The organism is Actinophytocola xanthii, from assembly GCF_001921205.1.
GTDB classification, from domain to species: domain Bacteria; phylum Actinomycetota; class Actinomycetes; order Mycobacteriales; family Pseudonocardiaceae; genus Actinophytocola; species Actinophytocola xanthii.
Genome location: NZ_MSIE01000092.1, coordinates 1 through 16,136, shown reverse-complemented (window position 1 = coordinate 16,136; position 16,136 = coordinate 1). Strand labels below are relative to the sequence as shown.

Annotated in this window: 16 protein-coding genes; 6 read left to right on the top strand and 10 right to left on the bottom strand. The window is 72.9% G+C overall.

The features are described from left to right. Window positions 1-73: 73 nt before the first annotated feature. On the top strand, window positions 74-721 hold the full coding sequence (locus BU204_RS33940) for a hypothetical protein (protein WP_233160931.1): 648 nt from the start codon (window positions 74-76) through the stop codon (window positions 719-721). A gap of 63 nt (window positions 722-784) precedes the next feature. Here the strand turns inward: BU204_RS33940 and BU204_RS33935 are convergent, their stop codons facing one another. Next, complete coding sequence (locus BU204_RS33935) at window positions 785-1,639, bottom strand: DUF4394 domain-containing protein (RefSeq protein ID WP_075129903.1); 855 nt, start codon at window positions 1,637-1,639, stop codon at window positions 785-787. Between the two features lie 191 nt (window positions 1,640-1,830). On the opposite strand from BU204_RS33935, the gene BU204_RS33930 reads away from it, so the two are divergent. Beyond that, a complete protein-coding gene (locus BU204_RS33930; protein ID WP_075129902.1) occupies window positions 1,831-3,087 on the top strand; it encodes an erythromycin esterase family protein in 1,257 nt (418 codons plus the stop codon). On the opposite strand, the gene BU204_RS33925 is transcribed toward BU204_RS33930, so the two are convergent. The 5 genes from BU204_RS33925 to BU204_RS33905 all read right to left on the bottom strand — a co-directional run bounded on the left by BU204_RS33925 (window position 3,076) and on the right by BU204_RS33905 (window position 7,080). After that, complete coding sequence (locus BU204_RS33925; RefSeq protein ID WP_083661872.1) at window positions 3,076-3,813, bottom strand: response regulator; 738 nt, start codon at window positions 3,811-3,813, stop codon at window positions 3,076-3,078. The genes BU204_RS33930 and BU204_RS33925 overlap by 12 nt on opposite strands. Beyond that, a complete protein-coding gene (locus BU204_RS33920; protein WP_075129901.1) occupies window positions 3,810-4,907 on the bottom strand; it encodes a sensor histidine kinase in 1,098 nt (365 codons plus the stop codon). Before BU204_RS33920 ends, BU204_RS33925 begins: the two co-directional genes overlap by 4 nt. Window positions 4,908-5,000: 93 nt before the next feature. Then, window positions 5,001-5,387 (bottom strand): RidA family protein, encoded by a 387-nt coding sequence (locus BU204_RS33915; protein WP_075129900.1) that lies wholly within the window; start codon window positions 5,385-5,387, stop codon window positions 5,001-5,003. Window positions 5,388-5,493: 106 nt separating this feature from the next. After that, entirely contained in the window at window positions 5,494-6,414 is a 921-nt protein-coding gene (locus BU204_RS33910; RefSeq protein ID WP_075129899.1) for a S1C family serine protease, read from the bottom strand. Between the two features lie 93 nt (window positions 6,415-6,507). Further along, window positions 6,508-7,080 carry a peptide deformylase gene (locus BU204_RS33905; protein ID WP_075129898.1) on the bottom strand — a complete coding sequence of 191 codons (573 nt, stop codon included), beginning with the start codon at window positions 7,078-7,080 and terminating at the stop codon, window positions 6,508-6,510. A gap of 182 nt (window positions 7,081-7,262) precedes the next feature. Between BU204_RS33905 and BU204_RS33900 the strand changes: the two genes are divergently transcribed. Next, entirely contained in the window at window positions 7,263-7,553 is a 291-nt protein-coding gene (locus tag BU204_RS33900; RefSeq protein WP_075129926.1) for a DUF3263 domain-containing protein, read from the top strand. Beyond that, window positions 7,550-8,203, top strand: coding sequence for a LytR C-terminal domain-containing protein (locus BU204_RS33895; protein ID WP_075129897.1), 654 nt, complete (start codon window positions 7,550-7,552; stop codon window positions 8,201-8,203). Before BU204_RS33900 ends, BU204_RS33895 begins: the two co-directional genes overlap by 4 nt. A 12-nt stretch (window positions 8,204-8,215) precedes the next feature. Here BU204_RS33895 and BU204_RS33890 read toward each other — a convergent pair whose 3' ends face one another. The 4 genes from BU204_RS33890 to moeA form a co-directional block, all read right to left on the bottom strand. Further along, window positions 8,216-10,468 carry an AAA family ATPase gene (locus BU204_RS33890; RefSeq protein ID WP_075129896.1) on the bottom strand — a complete coding sequence of 751 codons (2,253 nt, stop codon included), beginning with the start codon at window positions 10,466-10,468 and terminating at the stop codon, window positions 8,216-8,218. Between the two features lie 11 nt (window positions 10,469-10,479). Further along, window positions 10,480-11,427 (bottom strand): CDP-diacylglycerol--serine O-phosphatidyltransferase, encoded by a 948-nt coding sequence (gene pssA, locus BU204_RS33885; protein ID WP_075129925.1) that lies wholly within the window; start codon window positions 11,425-11,427, stop codon window positions 10,480-10,482. 58 nt (window positions 11,428-11,485) lie between these two features. Continuing rightward, the gene (locus BU204_RS33880; RefSeq protein ID WP_075129895.1) at window positions 11,486-12,199 is read right to left on the bottom strand and encodes a phosphatidylserine decarboxylase; all 714 of its coding nucleotides are present in this window, start codon (window positions 12,197-12,199) and stop codon (window positions 11,486-11,488) included. A gap of 252 nt (window positions 12,200-12,451) precedes the next feature. After that, window positions 12,452-13,654, bottom strand: a complete 1,203-nt coding sequence (gene moeA / locus BU204_RS33875; RefSeq protein WP_233160930.1) for a molybdopterin molybdotransferase MoeA — start codon at window positions 13,652-13,654, stop codon at window positions 12,452-12,454. A gap of 103 nt (window positions 13,655-13,757) precedes the next feature. Here moeA and BU204_RS33870 point away from each other — a divergent pair, with 103 nt between their 5' ends. Together BU204_RS33870 and BU204_RS33865 are read left to right on the top strand one after the other, a co-directional pair. Next, window positions 13,758-14,396 carry an AIM24 family protein gene (locus BU204_RS33870; protein ID WP_075129893.1) on the top strand — a complete coding sequence of 213 codons (639 nt, stop codon included), beginning with the start codon at window positions 13,758-13,760 and terminating at the stop codon, window positions 14,394-14,396. Window positions 14,397-14,565: 169 nt separating this feature from the next. Further along, entirely contained in the window at window positions 14,566-15,921 is a 1,356-nt protein-coding gene (locus BU204_RS33865) for a serine/threonine-protein kinase (RefSeq protein ID WP_083661870.1), read from the top strand. The last annotated feature ends 215 nt before the right edge of the window (window positions 15,922-16,136 follow it).

The following is a 16,136-nucleotide window of genomic DNA, read 5'->3' as shown; positions in this document are numbered from 1 at the left end:
CTCGTTCTTCGACCATAGCCAGCGGGTCGGGGACTGCCAAGGGCGGAATCGCGGGGCCCAGTACGGTTCTCGCGTGGACGCGCGCCTGCCGTACCCGCCGGGCGCCCGGTCGGGTGATCGACCGACCACCGTGAAACCGTGCCCGACCTGCGGGGAGCTGCTGGGTCGTGGCTACCCGGCGTGCCTGGGTTGCGCGTCCGCTGTCGATCACCTCTGGCTCGCGGACTGGCTCGAGCTGCGTACCGCCGAACGGGTGAGCGCGGGCGAGGAACAGGACCGCGCGCTGGCCGTCCGGGTGCTCTCGGCGCCGGTCGGGACCTACCCCTGGACCTGTACCGACTGGGCACTGCGCCTGACGCTGTGTGCGGAGTGCGGCGGTGAGCTCGGGGCTGGCCCTCCGGTCTGCCCGCGCTGCGCCGCCGCGGACAGCGCCCGCTGGGAGTGGGACCACACCGCCACCCCCGCGGCGATGTCCTCCGCCGAGCACGCGCTGCGGGTGGCCGTGGCCGTGCTGCGCGCCCCCCACCGACGGCGGGAGGCCGTCGGGTCCACCTGGCGCCTCGCGTTGCCGTTCCTGCTGGCCGGTGAGACCGTCACCCCTGCGCAGGTGCGGGAGCTCCGCACCAGGGTCCTGGCCGGCCGCTACGGCGACCTGGCCAGGTTGGACACCGTCGCGGAGCTGGTGACCCTCCCACTGGCGCCGTGGCGGCGCTGGTCCTGACGGATGGGACCCGGTGGACCCGCCGGGTTGACCGGGCGGGCCCACCAGGCTGCTAGGGCACGGTCAGTTGGTGTCGAGGGCGATGGCGATCTCGGTGACCGCCAGCGGGAACTCACCGATCAGGGTCGCCCACCCGGTGAGCAGCTCGACGCTGTAGAGCGAGGCCACGCCGTGCTCCGGGGTGATCGTCGCGAAGGCCGACACCGTTGTCGTCCTGCCGTTGCTCAGGTCGCTGAAGATGTCCATCCCGGCGTCGAGCGAGGCGTTCACCCCGAGCGTGCCGGTGGGGTTGAGCGTGCCGTTGTTGGGCGGGGCCTGGAGCGCGATGAGGTCGGCCGTCGTGTCGAGGTCGAACAGGGTCGTCCCGGTGGCGGCGCTCAGGTCGTTGTTCGTGTAGGCGACCGCGGTGACGCCGGTCGTCGTGGCGGTCGACGGCGGGGTGTTGAGCGGGCTGTCGACGGTCGTGCTGCCGGCACCGACACCGTCGTCGATGTTGTGCCGCAGGTTCTGGCCGACGTCGCTGACGACGCGCAGGCGGTTGGCCGGCGGGTTGAAGTCGACCCCGAACCTCGTCCCCTGCAGGGCGACGCTGAGCTGGGAGACCTTCCGGACGGACATGTCCGCGATGCCGATCGTGTAGATCCCGCCCTGGTTGCCGACGCCGTACAGCTTGCCGTCCTGTACGCGGAAGTCGAGGCCGATCAGCAGGGTGTCGCCGGTGAGGCCGGGGATGTTCTTGACCCAGTCCAGCGTCCCCGGGTTGTCGGTGGTGAACGAGCACAGCTGCTTGCCGTTGTTGAGCAGGCCGTAGGCCCGGAGCCCGGTGCCGTCGGCCGAGCTGGTGCCGGCCGTGCTGAGGGTCAGTGCCGCCGCCACCGCGGCGACCGCGGCAACGAGTTTCCCAAGTCCCGCCTTCAATGTCTTCTCCCTTGTGTCGAGTCCCCGACTCGGGACCGAACGCTAGGAAGCGGGACTGGACAACGATTGGACGCGCTCGGAGCTACACCGGCGGGTGTGGTGGCGCCCGCGGACTCCTCCGGTGGTTGCGGGTGCGGCAGTAGCCCTCGGGAGGACGCGCGCGCCGCCCGCGCCGACGACGCTCCTCGGGCATGAGGAGACATCTGATCGCGGGCTTCGCCGCGGGGCTGCTGGTGGTGGCCGCGTCACCGGCGTCCGCCGGCCAGGGCCAGGACCCCGTCGTCGCCGCGCTCGAGGCGGCGGCACGGCCGCTTCAGGCCTTCGCGGAGATCGTGGGCGACGCCTCGCTGGTTGGCGTCGGCGAGGCCACCCACGGCTCACACGAGTTCTTCGACCTGCAACGGCGAGTGTTCATCCAGTTGGTGCGGCAGAAGGGTTTCCGGGCCTTCGCCCGCGAGGTGAGCTGGAGCGCGGGGCTCCGGCTCGACGAGTACGTCATGCACGGAACCGGCGACCTCAGGCAGATCATGCGCGAGGAGTTCCAGGGCAGCTACCTCTGGAACACCGAGGAGCACCTCGACCTCCTCGAGTGGATGCGGGAGTACAACATCCGCCACCGGGAGCCGCTGCGGTTCGTCGGCAGCGACATCGGCTACCCGGGTCCGGAGCTGTTCGACCGGGTGCGTGCCGGGGTGGCCAGGAGCCGCCCCGCGCTCCTGGCCGACGTGGACCGGCTGTACCGGGACATGGCGCCGCGAACGGGCGCAGGGGAGTGGATGTCGACCTATCCGATGCGCCCGCTGGCGGAGCGGAAGTCCTTTCGCGACCGTGCCTGGCAGGCGTTGAACCTGTTGCGGGACAACGGTCTGGATGCCTGGACCGAACAGCATGCCCGGGTGATCGCTCAGTCGATGAGGATGTGGGCCAGCGACTTCACCGACCCCGCCGAGGCGGCGGCCGGCTTCCGCTACCGCGACGAGGCGATGGCGGACAACGTTCTGTGGTGGGCGGAGCACACCGGCGACCGGATGGTGCTGGCCGCCCACGACGGCCACGTCGCGACCACCAGTTACTGGGCGAACTACCCGAGCGTGCAGGGAACCTTCCTGCGTGAGCGCTGGGGACAGCGGTACCTCAGCGTCGGCACCACGTTCCACCACGGCACCTTCGCACTGCTCGACCGGACCAACGGCGGGGTGCGCCAGGTCTCGGTCGGCCCACCGCCCCCCAACAGCAACGAGTCCACACTAGACAAAGTGCGGCGGTCGGACTTCGTGCTGGACGCCAGGGCCGCGCCGGCCGTGACGCGGGACTGGCTGGCCGTGGCCAGGCCGACCCGCCAGTACGCCGAGTCGTTCCCCGACGAGGACAAGTCCGTCGCACTCGGACGGTCCTTCGACGTGGTGGTGCACGTCCACCGGAGTACGCCGTCGCGGCTACTGCCGTGAGGCGCGCGGGCTGACCAGGCCGGACTCGTAGGCGTAGACCACCAGCTGTGCCCGGTCCCTGGCCGCCAGTTTGGTCATCGCCCGGCTGACGTGGGTCTTGGCGGTGGTGGGGCTGATCACCATGTGGGCGGCGATCTCGTCGTTGGACAGTCCACGGGCGACCAGCCGCACCACCTCCCGCTCCCGTCTGGTGAGCACGTCCGGGCCCGCCTTCGGGTACGCCTCGGGCGGCCGCGCGACGAACTCGTCGATCAGCGCCCGGGTGGCGACCGGCGAGAGCAGCGCCTCACCCCGCGCGGCGAGGCGGATGCCGCGCAGCAGGTCCTCGGGCTCGATGTCCTTCACCAGGAACCCGCTCGCCCCGGCACGCAGGGCGGCGAAGACGTGCTCGTCGAGGCCGTAGTTGGTCAGGATCACCACCCGCACGCGGGACAGCGACTCGTCCGCGGCGATCAGCCGCGTGGCCTCGATCCCGTCCATGCCCGGCATCTGGATGTCGACCAGCGCGATGTCCGGGCGGTGCCGCCGGGCGAGGGCGACGGCCTCCCGGCCGTCCGCCGCCTCGGCGACCACCCGGAGGTCGTCCTCGGCCTCGAGCAGGGCGCGGAACCCGGCCCGGATGAGCGGCTGGTCGTCGACCAGCAGAACCCGCGTGGGTAATTGTGGCTGGGTTGCGTCATGTTCCCCTGGGGTGGCGGTTGGGGAGGTTGGCGGCAGATGTCTCATCGCATGTCCTTCGGGACGGGAATTTCCGCGCTTACGGTGAAGCCGCCGGTGTCGCCTGGGTGGGCGAGTAGTCGGCCGCCGAGCGCGGTCACCCGTTCCCGCATACCGACGAGGCCGAGCCCTGGCTCGGCGTCCTCGCGCGGTACGGGGGAGCCCTCGTCCTCGACCCGCACGGTGAGATCGCTGCTGCCGTAGTCGATGGTGATCGCGGCGGACGTGGTGTCGGCGTGGCGGAGCACGTTGGTCAGTGCCTCCTGCACGACGCGGTAGGCCGCCCGGTCGACCTCCGCCGGTAGCCGGCGGGGTCGGCCGCCGGTGGTCACGGTGACCTCGAGCCCGGCGCCGCGGGCGCGGTCGAGCAGACCGGGCAGCCGGTCCAGGCCGTCCTCGTCGACCCGCAGCGCGCTGAGCGCCGTACGCAGCTCCCGGGCCGCCGCGCCACCTGCCTCCTCGATCGCCAGCAGCACCTCTGGTACCTCCTCGCCGCGCTTGCGGGCCAGGTGGACGGCCACCCTGGCCCGCAGGGTGATCACCGAGATGCTGTGGGTCAGCGAGTCATGCAGGTCCCGGGCGATCCGCAGCCGCTCCTCCGCGGCCCGGCGCGCGGCGGCCTCCTCCCGGGTCCGCTCCGCCTCCTCCGCCCGCAGCCGCGCGGCCCGCAGCTGGGCGGCGCGTTCCCGGGCCACCTCGCCGAGCAGCAGCGCGGCGACCAGCCACCCGGCCGGCAGCAGGGCCTCCTGGAGGGCGCCGCCCTCCCTGATCGCGGTGCCGACCGAACCGGCGACCAGCGGCGCGGCAACCGCGAGGACGAACAGCCGGTGTCCGGCAACAACGACGGTGTACAGCGCGACCAGCGCCGGTACGGCGGTGAACAGCCCGAGCCCGACGCGGGTGCCGTAGGTGAGCAGGAGCCCGAGGCAGACGACCAGCACCACCCGGGGTGCCCGGCGCCGCGCCACCAGCACGAGCGCGGCGGCGAGCAGGAGCCCGACCTCGAGCGGCCCGGCGTCCACGTCGAGCGCGTCGACGAGCGCGACCGCCGCGACCCCGACGGCCAGCAGCGCGTCCGCCGCCAACCCCCGAACACCAGCCACGGGCGCACCCTAACCGCGTTGCGCTACTCCCCGGGGACCCAGTTCTCGCTACTCCCCGAGTACGACGGCGCGCCGCCCGTCACCCCGCGGCGGTCACCCCGCGGCCACGACCTCCACCTCGACGAGCCAGCCGTCCTCGAGCGTGCCGACGACGACGGCGGTCGTGGGGACGGGGCGTCCGCCGAGAGCCGCGGTGCGGGCGGACGCGTTGGCCTCGGCGTCCGCGCGGTCGGTCAGGTAGCTGGTCAGCCGGACGATGTTGTCCACGGTCATCCCGGCCGAGGCGAGGATGGCGCGGATGTTCTTCCAGATCAGGTCCAGTTGCTCGGCCAGGTCCGCGCCGGGCTTCCCGGCCGGGTCGAGCCCCATCGTTCCGGCGACGAACAGCAGCCGGCCGGCGCCGCGGATCTCCATCGCGTGCACGTAGTCCGGGCTGGCCGGGTAGACCCCGTCGGTCGGGTTGTGGGGCACGAGCTCCATGGGCTACCTCGCTTCGCTTGGCGTGGGGGCGCACCAGGATCGCCCATGTCGAGGACAGAGGACACCGGTTTTCGCGCGATCCCCGCGCCGGCCGGCGTCCGGCCGCTCAGCCCGCGGTCAGCTCGGTCGGCGTGGCGTAGACGTCCACCATGGCACCGTTGCGCAGCACGGTGACGGCCAGGTTCGTGCCGATCACCTCGGCGAACAGCTTTCGCTGGATGCCCTGGGCGTCGTGCACCTGGTCGCGGTCCACGGTGAGCACGAGGTCGCCCCGGCGCAGGCCGGCCCGTTCGGCCGGGCCCCCGGTCACCACCTCGAGCACGCGTAGCCCCGCGCGCTGGCCGGTCCGCTCGGCGACGTCGTCGGGCAGCGGCGCCGGGACGCCCACGACGCCGAGGTAGGCGCGGCGCACCCGCCCCTCCACGACGAGCGTGTCGATGATCCGCATGGTCGTGCTGTTGATCGGGATCGCGAGCCCGAGGCCGTAGCCGGCGACGGCGGTGTTGATGCCGACGACCCTGGCCGAGGAGTCGGCCAGCGCTCCGCCGGAGTTGCCCGGGTTGAGCGCGGCGTCGGTCTGGATCACGTCCTCGACCACCCGCGCCGCCTGGCCGTGCCGCACCGGCAGGGACCGGCCGAGACCGCTCACCACGCCGGCGGTGACCGAGCCGGACAGGCCCAGCGGGCTGCCGACCGCGACCACCAGCTGACCGACCACGAGACCGTCCGCGTCGCCCAGGACGGCGGGGTCGGGCGCGTTCGCCGCCACGCGGACCACGGCCAGGTCGGAGAGCGGGTCCACGCCGACCACCTCGAACTCGCTCTCGGCGCCGTCGGCGAAGGTGGCGGTGCCGCGCTTGGTCGAGCCCACCACGTGGGCGTTGGTCAGCAGGTGCCCCTCGTCCGTGAACACCACCGCGGAGCCGCTGCCCCTGCCCGGTACCACGCTGGCCACGTGCGGGGTCAGCGCGCGGGCGACGGTGGTCACCGTGCGCGAGTAGGCGTCGAGGGCTTCGCTGTCCGACACGACCTCACCGCCTGCCTGAATTACACCGTTGCACCTATAACAAGTGTGCGCCAGCAGGCGTTTGTTCCCCGTTCGCCCTGAGCGAGCGCGGGCTCAGCGGCTCTCGGGCTCCTCCTCGGCACCCGGGTCCCAGGACAGACCGGGCCGGCCCCAGTCGTTGCGTCGTAGCATCCGCTTGGACTCCTTGGCGTACCGACCCACCAGCCGGGACAGGTACAGCAGCCCGTCGAGGTGGTCGGTCTCGTGCTGCAGGCAGCGCGCGAAGTACCCGGTGCCCTCCACCTCGACCGTGGCCCCGTCGAGGTCCTGGCCGGTGACCTTGGCCCAGCTCGCGCGGCCGGTCGGGAACGACTCGCCGGGGACCGAGAGGCAGCCCTCCAGATCGTCCTCCGGGTCGGGCATGGTTTCCGGCCGCCCGCTGGTCTCCAACTCCGGGTTGACCACCACGCCCCGGTGCATCACGCCCTCGTCGTCCGGGCAGTCGTAGACGAACAGCCGCAGGTCGACGCCGACCTGGTTCGCGGCCAGGCCGACACCCCGCGCGGCTGCCATCGTCTCGAACATGTCGTCGACTAGAGTTCGGAGGTCGTCGTCGAACTTCTCGACCCGGCGCACCGGGTTGTGCAGTACGGGGTCACCGGCGATCCGGATCGGAAGAACGGCCATGGGCCGACCCTAGCCAAACACCGGTCCGGGCGAGTCCGGCGCACATGGACGGCCGGCACCCCGGGTGGCGTGATGTAATAACCCCGGCGAATCACAAACGTGTGATTCGCCGGCAGCAGAGGACCTCGTGCCGAGGAGCCAGGTTGAACGCCGCAGAGTTGCCGGACCCCACCGAGCCAACGGTGCGCGCGCTGCCGTCCGCCGACGACTCCGGTGAGGAGTCGGTCGAGGACCTGACCGCGCGCGAGCGCGAGATCCTGGCCTTCGAGCGCCAGTGGTGGAAGTACGCCGGAGCCAAGGAGCAGGCGATCCGCGAGCTGTTCGAGATGTCGCCGACCCGCTACTACCAGCTGGTGAACCGCCTCATCGACAAGCGTGAGGCGATGCGGGTGGACCCGATGCTCGTCAAGCGGCTGCGCCGGCTGCGCAGCGGCCGGCAGCGGGCTCGTTCGGCCAGGCGAACCGGCCGATGACCGCTCCCGACCCGTCCCCGACACGGCCGCTGCGGGTCGCCGGCCTGGCGCTGCTCGGACTGGCCGCCATCGCGCTGGTCATCGGGCTGTTCTCGCTGGTCGGCGGGAACGGCGACGACCAGGCCGACGACAACGAGCAGCCGCCCGCCTCGACCTCCGCGCCGAACGGGTCCGGCACGTCCTCGCCGCCGGGCTCGGCCACCTCCTCCCCGGGCACGTCCTCGCGGCCGCCGTCCTCGGAGCGCCCCAGCACGGACCGTCCGCCGGAGAGCGCCGGCTCCTCGGCGCCCGCGCCGCCACCGGGCGACGGCAACGGTGAGCCGGGCAAGAGCCAACAGGTCCGGGTCTACAACAACAGCACCGTGGGCGGGCTGGCCAACCGCGCGGCCGACGAGCTGCGTGAGTCCGGCTGGCCGGTGACCGAGGTCGGCAACTACCCGAGCGGCGTCATCCCCACCACCACCGTGTACTTCCGGCCCGGCACCGCCGAGGAGAGCGCCGCGGAGGTGCTCGGCGACGAGTTCGGCATGCGGGTGGAACCCCGGTTCACCGGCCTCGGCGGCGCCGAGCCCGGCCTGATCGTCATCGTCACCAGCGACTACCAGGGCCCAGGCGGCGTGCGGGAACCCGAGGAGAAGGACGACAAGTAGTCGCGCTCCTCGTCAGCGGGACTGAGCGTAGCTCTCCAGCGAGGCGAGCTGGTCCGGGTCCAGCGAGGGGCGGACCGCGCCCCGGGCAGTGGCCAGGTGCGCCGCGGTCACCTCGGTGGCCTCCAGCGACTCCCGCATGGCGGTCAGCGCCGCCTCGCGGATCAGCGCGGCACAGTCGGCAGCCGAATAGCCGTCGAGGTCGGCCGCCAGCGCGGGGATCTCCACGTCCTGCGCCAACGGGGTGTTCCTGGCGACGGCCCGCAGGATCTCGGCCCTGGCCTCGGCATCCGGCGGCGGCACGTAGACCAGCCGCTCCAGCCGTCCGGGGCGCAGCAGCGCCGGGTCGATCAGCTCGGGTCGGTTGGTGGCGCCGAGGACGACCACGTCACGCATCGGCTCGACGCCGTCCAGCTCGGTCAGCAGGGCCGCGACCACGCGGTCCGCCACCCCCGAGTCCGACGACTGGCCACGGCGCGGGGCCAGCGCGTCCACCTCGTCCAGGAACACCAGGGCGGGGGCGGCTTCGGCCGCGCGGCGGAACAGCTCGCGGACCGCGCGCTCGGACTCGCCGACCCACTTGTCCATCAGCTCGGCGCCCTTGACCGACAGCACGTTCAGCTTGCCGGTTCCGGCCAGGGCGCGGACCAGGAACGTCTTGCCGCAGCCGGGTGGGCCGAACAGGAGCATGCCGCGCGGGGGCGCGACGCCGAGCCGGGCGAAGGAGTCCGGGTAGCGCAGCGGCCACAGCACGGCCTCGGTCAGTGCCTGCTTGACCTCGACCATGTCGCCGACGCCGTCGAGGGTCAACCCGCCGGTCTGCAGGGTGTCCGATGTGGACATCGAGGTGGGCCGGACCGACTCCAGCGCGCCCAGCAGGTCGGCCGAGGTGACGGTGGGGGACTCGGCATCCTTGTCACGCAGGGCCGCTCGTACCGCCGCCTCCCGGCGCAGCGCCACCAGGTCGGCCGCCACGAAGCCGGGCGTCCGCTCGGCCACCTCGCCGAAGTCCACGTTGGACTCGATCGGGACGTCGCGGAGCAGCACGCGCAGCAGCTCGGTACGGGTCGTCGCGTCCGGCAGGGGCAGGCTCAGCGAGCGGTCGAGCAGGTCGACGCCACGGACCCGGGGGTCGACCGCCTCGGGGTGGGCGGTGGTGGCGACGATGGCCAGCTTGGGGATGCGGATCGCGGCACGCAACGTGTCCAGGACGACGGTCGCCACCGGCGGCGGGCTGCTGGCGGGCAGCAGCGCGTCCAGGTCGTTGAGCAGCAGGACCGACGGTGTGCCGGCGCCCGCCCGGGCCACGGCGGCGGTCAGCCTCGCTGCCGCGGTGTTCGGTTCGAGGGCCGCCAGCGTGGGTGCCGCGAGCTCGACGACCGATGCGCCGGCCGCCGCGGCCACCGAGCGCACGACTGTGGACTTGCCGACACCTTCGGGCCCGGTCAGCAGCGCGCCCAGCTGGGCGGCCGCGCCGAGCCTGGTCAGCAGCTCGGGCCGGCGGAACGCCAGCTCGAACCACTCGGCGAGCCGGTCGGCCACCTCCCGTGCACCGACCAGGTCGGTCACCGGTGGGGGTGGCTCGACCTCCGGCTCGGCCAGCGCGGCGACCGCGTCCGTGGTGACCGCGGTGGTGGAGGCGGCCGAGGTGGCCACCAGGGTGGTGGCCGAGCCGTCGGCCGGCTGGGCGACCACGGCGGCCTCCCCGGTGCGCGCACCGTCCCGCCAGCCCACCACTGTGGACGGATGGACGGCGACCGCACCCGGCGGGTCGGACGCGGTCACGGTCAGCAGCTCGTTGGTCCACGTGGTGCCGATCGCGCGGGACAGCTTGCCGCGTACGGCGGACAGGTCCGAGCCCGGCGGCGGGGCCAGGTCCTGCGGCAGCAGCGAGACCGCGTCGCCGACGGTCAGGATCTTCCCGATCAGCGCTTGGCGGACGGTCTCCGGGGCCAGCGAGGTCGACGCCAGCCGCGAGCCGGCCACGGTCACCGAGCGCGCCGGCGCCACGTCCGCCGGTGCGACCACGACCTCGGCGCCCTCGGTCACCCCGATGTTGGACATCGTCAGGTCGTCCAGCAACACCACACCGGGCGGGCCGTCGGCGGCCGCGGCCAGCGCGGCGCTCGCCCGTGCCCCGGTCAGGCGCACCCCGTCCCACTGCTCGAGGCCGAGCGCGTCGAGCACCTCGGGGTGCAGCCGAACCACCCCGCGGCGCGTGTCCAGCGCGGACGGCGTCAGCCGGGCGGTGAGCGTGATCTGTGGCATGGGGGGTGAGACTACTGGTCGCCGGCCCGTGGCCGGGACTGGTTGCGGCGTAGGCCGGTGCGCCGCCAACCCCGTGGCCGGCGTACCGACCGACGCATCCGGGTGGAGTCGGTCGGCAGCACCAGCGCGCCGGCCCGGTACCCGTCACCGTTGCGCCGCCCCGGCCACACAGCGCGCCTGGCGGCGCCGGCGACCTTGCGGATCGGCGGGCGCAGGCCGAGCCGGCGCCCGGCGCCGTGCGCCCGGCGGATCGCCCTGCGCTCGCGCGGCGGAACGTCCCACGCCTCGGGGTGGTGGGCCAGCCAGCGGTGTCGGCGAACGGCGTAGGGCACGTGCAGCAGGTAGACCACGAGGAACGCGGCCAGCGCCATCATCGGGTAGGTGATCACGGCCGCGGCCAGCAGACCGACCAGCACCAGCAGCGGGGCCACCATGCTCGCCGGGACCCGGAACGTCTTCACCGAGAGCGTGGGGATCCGGCTGATCAGCAGCCCGCCCACCGCGACCGTCCACACCATCACCACAGGTTCGGAGGACCACCAGCCCTCGTGTCCGATCTGGATGGTCAGGATGAGCGGCAGCAGTGCGAGCAAGCCACCGGCCGGCGACGGCACGCCGACGAAGAACTCCTTGGTGTACGGCGGTTGCTCGGTGTCGTCGAGCAACGTGTTGAACCGGGCCAGCCGCAGGATGATGCACACCGCGAACACGAGGGCGACCACCCAGCCGACCCGGTTGCCGTCGAACCGCCAGATGTAGAGCACCAGCGCGGGTGCGACCCCGAAGGAGATCGCGTCGGCGAGCGAGTCGAGCTCGGCGCCCATCTTGCTGGTGGCGTCGAGCAGCCTGGCGATCCGGCCGTCGAGGCTGTCCAGCACCGCGGCGACCGCGATCGAGGCGATCGCGGCCGGCAGGTTGCCGGCGAGGGTGAACTGGACCGCGGACAGACCGGCACACATGGCCAGCACCGTGAGGGCGTTCGGCAGCAGTCGAACACCCGGCGCGCGGGTGACCAACTCAGCGCTCCGGCAGCTCGGCGAGCACCGTCTCGCCGCCGATCGTGCGCTGGCCGGGCTCGACCATCAGCCGCGCGGTGGACGGCACGTACACGTCCACCCGGGAGCCGAACCGGATGAGCCCGTAGGTGTCACCGGCCTGCGCCTTCTCGCCCGCGCCGACCTGACACACGATCCGCCGCGCGATCAGGCCGGCGATCTGCGTCACGACGATCTGGTGACCGTCCGGAGTGGACAGCAACAGCGAGTTGCGCTCGTTGTCCTCGCTCGCCTTGTCCAGGTCGGCGGACAGGAACTTGCCCGCCTTGTACTCGACGCGCTCGATCACGCCGGACACCGGCAGGCGCTGTGCGTGCACGTCGAACACCGACAGGAACACGCTGATGCGCAGCATCTCGCGGTCGCCGAGCTCGAGCTCGGCCGGCGGAGCCGCCAGGTCCACCTGGGCCACCGCGCCGTCCGCCGCCGCCACGACCAGCCCGGAGCGGGAGGGCGTGACGCGCTTGGGCTCACGGAAGAACCAGGCGACCACACCGGTGAGGACGAAGCCGAGCAGCCCGAGCCGGCGGGAGAGCTTGCGGGCCAGCAGGGACGCTGCGCCGAGACCGGCCACGAACGGCCGGCCGGCCGGGTGCATGGGGGGTACGACGCTCCTGGTCAACGCGACGATGTGGGCCAGTCGGCCCGAGTCGTTGCTTTCGGTCGGTTCGCTCATCAGGGGCGGACATCCTCGCGGCGGGGGATCGGTTGGTGGATCAACGGATACGCACCACGCTACGCCCATCGCGGAAAGTGACGTCCGGGGGAGCCGGAACCCCGGCCGGCCGTGCATCCCCCGACGACATGCACGAGCCGGCCGGTCGACCTGGTACAGCGCACCGGCAGTGTATGGCCGCGCACGGGAGGTAAGCAATAGCGATCCGTGGAGATTCAGCCACTCTCAGTAATGAGAGCCGGTGGTGGCGCCTCAGCGCAGCAGGACGACCTCGACCTCCTCACCCTCGGCGATGACCGTCACCCCCTCGGGTACTTCGATCAGGCAGTCGGCTGCGGCGAAGGAGGCGAGCAGATGCGATCCGGGGCCGCCGACCGGGGTGACCGTGCCGCCGGCGTGTTGGCTGCGCCGGTACTGGCGCTTGCCGGCAGGCGATCGCAGCTCGGTCGTCGTCCTGGCCCGCGTCCTGGCCCGGGCGGTGTCCTGGTGCCCCATGGCGGCCAGCAGTGCCGGGCGCAGGAACAGCTCGAACGACAGGGCAGTGGACACGGGGTTCCCCGGCAGCGTCACCACCGGCAGCGAGCCGAGGTGCCCGCAGCCCTGGGGCCCGCCCGGCTGCATGGCCACCCGCACGAACTCCACGCCGCGGCCGTTGAGCGCGTCCTTGACCACCTCGTAGGCGCCGGCGCTCACCCCGCCGGAGGTGACCATCAGGTCTACCCGCGCGGTCTGCTCGGCGATCGCCGCGTGGAAGGCGTCCACGTCGTCCGGCACCGAGCGCAGGACTGTCGGAACGGCGCCGACCTCACGCAGTGCGGCGGCGAGCAGCACGCTGTTCGACTCGTAGATCTGGCCGTGCAGCAACGGTTTCCCCGGCGCCACGAGCTCGGTACCGGTGGACAGGACCAACACGCGCGCGGGGCGGTGCACCGGGAGCTCGGCGCGGCCGATGGCCGCGGCGAGGCCGAGCTGGGCCGGACCGAGCACCGTTCCCGCCTTGAGCACGGTCGCGCCCTCGGCGACGTCCTCGCCAGCGTGGCGGATGTGGGTACCGGGGGCGACCGGGGCGTACACCGACACCTGCCGCTGGTCCCCGTCGGTGTCCTCCACCTTGGCGACCGCGTCGGCGCCCGGCGGCAGGGCGGCGCCGGTCATGATCCGGTGCGCCGTCCCGGGCAGGAGCGGCACGACGTCGGTGCGCCCGGCCGGGATGTCCTCCTCGACGGGTAGCACCACCGCGGCCTGCCGCCCCGCCCCCGTCACGTCCGCCGAGCGCACGGCGTAGCCGTCCATGGCGGAGTTGTCGAAGGGCGGCAAGGCGACCGGGGAGACCAGGTCCTCGCCGAGCACCCTGCCGAGGCAGTCGGCGACCGGGAGCGAGACGACGGGGGTGGCCGGGACGAGCGCGGCGATCCGCGCGCCGTACTCGTCCACCGACAGCGGGGTCTGTGACACGCTCCGCATCCTCCCCCGTGAGCCGTGGCGCGCGACAGCGGCGCCGGTTGGCGTGCGTGCCACACTTCCACCGAAGTGCTCGACGATCACGGAGGGATGTGCGGTGCAGGTCCGGACCCGGCACACCCCGGCTTTCGGTGTGGCCCGCCTGTTGCTGGCACCCGGCGAGGCGGTGCAGGCCGACTACTCGTCGATGCTTGCCAGCAGCTACGGCGTTCTGGTGACACCGGGCCGCGGCGGCGGCCGGGGGAGCAGATCCCGGCGGGCGCTGTTCACCGCCCCGGCGGAGGGCGGCTGGGTGGACCTCGCGCCCGCGATGCCCGGCGACGTGTTCACCCTGCAGCTCGACGGGGCCATCGGCTGGTGCGTGCGGCGCGGGAGCTGCCTCGCCGCGTCCGCCACCGTGCGCGCCGAGCCGCAGTGGCCGGGCTTCCGCGGCCTGTTCGGCGCGGAGGTCGGCTTCCTCGAGCACCTCGGCGGCGAGGGGGCAGCGGTGCTCGCCTCGTGCGGAACGCTGGACGTGGTCCAGCTGGACGCCGGCGAGCTGATCACCGTCGACCCCGGCTACCTGCTGGGCTACGGGCACAAGGTCCAGTGCCGGCTTCGTGCGGTCAACCCGGCGCTGCCGCAGTCGCTGCGCACCGGCGAGGGCCTGCTGCTGGACTTCGTCGGGCCCGGACAGTTGCTCATCCAGACCCGCACCGCCCACGCGATGGCCTCCTGGCTGCAGGCCGTGCGCTGAGGCGTTCGCCACGTGGCGCGCCCTGCGTGCGGGGGTTTGCACGCAACCCCACGCGCGACCCACCGGGCGAACGTTAGGCTTTGCCGTGACGAGGGTCGGCGCGTTGCCGGCGACCGGGCTGCGGGTGCTCGGTCACGGTGCCCGGCCCCGAACGATGAATGGATGTGCAGTGGCGGAGGACCTCACCGGGCGTCGCCTGGGGCACTACCGGATCGACGGAGTGCTCGGCAAGGGCGGTATGTCCGTGATGTACCGCGCGACGGACATCCGGCTCGGCCGCAAGGTCGCGCTCAAGGTCATCGCCGAGCACCTCACCGAGGACCCGGAGTTCCGCGAGCGCTTCGTGGACGAGGCGCGCAACACCTCGGCCATCGACCACGCGAACGTCGTGCCGCTGTACGACTTCGGTGAGGTCGACGGGCTGCTCTACATCGCCATGCGGCTGGTCGACGGGTCGGACCTGGCCTCGCTGATCAAGGACGGACCGCTCAAGCCCGAGCGCGCGCTGGCACTGCTCGGCCAGGTCGCCGAGGCGCTGGACAACCTGCACGAACGTGGTCTGGTCCACTTGGATGTCAAGCCGGCCAACGTCCTGGTCACCAGTCGGGAGTCGACGGCCGAGCACATCTACCTCGCCGACTTCGGCCTCACCCGACGCGGGGCGACCGGGCACCGCACGCGGGGCGGGGACTTCCTCGGCTCGCCCACCTACGCCGCGCCCGAGCACCTGCGCGGTGAGCCCGTCGACGGGCGCACCGACGCCTACTCGTTGGCCTGTGTGCTGTTCGCCTGCCTGTCCGGCCGGCCGCCGTTCCAGGGGCCGGTCCCCGAGGTCATCCAGGGGCATCTCAACCGGGACGTGCCGGCGCTGACCGAGCACGTCAACCTCCCGCCGGCGATCGACGAGGTCATCCGGCGCGGCATGGCAAAGAGCCCCAAGACCCGGTACTCGAGCTGCCGCGAGCTGGTCGCCGCCGCCCGGCAGGCCCTCGCCGGCGCCGGCCAGCAGGCTCGTCGCCTGCCGGCCGTCCCGGTCGGGCCCCGCAACGGAGGCGGCCCGCTGCCGGCACACGGCCGTCCGAACGGTCCCGGTCCGGGTGGGCCCGGCGGCTACCCGCCGCGCCCGCCCGTCGCGACCCCGCCGGGCGGGTACCAGCGACCGGTCCCGGCCGGTACCCACTCCTCCTCGGCCGACCCGGTGCGGCTGCGTCCGCCGGTGCCGGCCGGCCCGAGCACGGCGTTCACCTCGGCCGACCCGGGGGGACCGGCCAGGTGGATCGCGCCGCTGCTGGTCGGCCTGGTGGCGATCGGCCTGATCATCGGGGCGATCTTCCTGTTCTCCTCCGAGGACGGCGAGGGCGGTGGAGGCGACCAGCCCCAGCAGGAGCAGACCTCGAGCAGGACGTCTGTGCCGTCGATCAGGGTCGGCGACGGTTCCGAGGGCAACTCCGAGGACACCTCCGAGGACAACTCCGGCGGCGACTCGGGGGAGGGCTCCGAGCAGTCCGAACCGACCGGCCGCTGACCTGCTCTTCTTGCACTCTCGGGCCTCGAGTGCTAAACACGTTCTGGCAGTCGGTACTCCCGAGTGCCAACTTGAGGTCGGGACGGTGAGGCTGGGTTCTCCGGCCGTCCGTCGCGGGCACCGAGCCTGGCCACGCATCGTGACGTCCAAAACGGAGGACTTACACCGCAATGGCCAAGTTGATCGCGTTCGATGAGGACGCGCGCCGCGGTCTC

Bases quoted from the DNA above. Each gene is read 5' to 3' on its own strand.
- pssA (WP_075129925.1), bottom strand. From the start codon at position 11,427: ATGTGTGCCGGTCTGTCCGCGGTCCAGTTCACCCTCGCCGGCAACCTG.
- BU204_RS33915 (WP_075129900.1), bottom strand. From the start codon at position 5,387: ATGGAGCTCGTGCCCCACAACCCGACCGACGGGGTCTACCCGGCCAGC.
- BU204_RS33895 (WP_075129897.1), top strand. From the start codon at position 7,550: ATGACCGCTCCCGACCCGTCCCCGACACGGCCGCTGCGGGTCGCCGGC.
- BU204_RS33905 (WP_075129898.1), bottom strand. From the start codon at position 7,080: ATGGCCGTTCTTCCGATCCGGATCGCCGGTGACCCCGTACTGCACAAC.
- BU204_RS33890 (WP_075129896.1), bottom strand. From the start codon at position 10,468: ATGCCACAGATCACGCTCACCGCCCGGCTGACGCCGTCCGCGCTGGAC.
- BU204_RS33925 (WP_083661872.1), bottom strand. From the start codon at position 3,813: ATGAGACATCTGCCGCCAACCTCCCCAACCGCCACCCCAGGGGAACAT.
- BU204_RS33880 (WP_075129895.1), bottom strand. From the start codon at position 12,199: ATGAGCGAACCGACCGAAAGCAACGACTCGGGCCGACTGGCCCACATC.
- BU204_RS33930 (WP_075129902.1), top strand. From the start codon at position 1,831: ATGAGGAGACATCTGATCGCGGGCTTCGCCGCGGGGCTGCTGGTGGTG.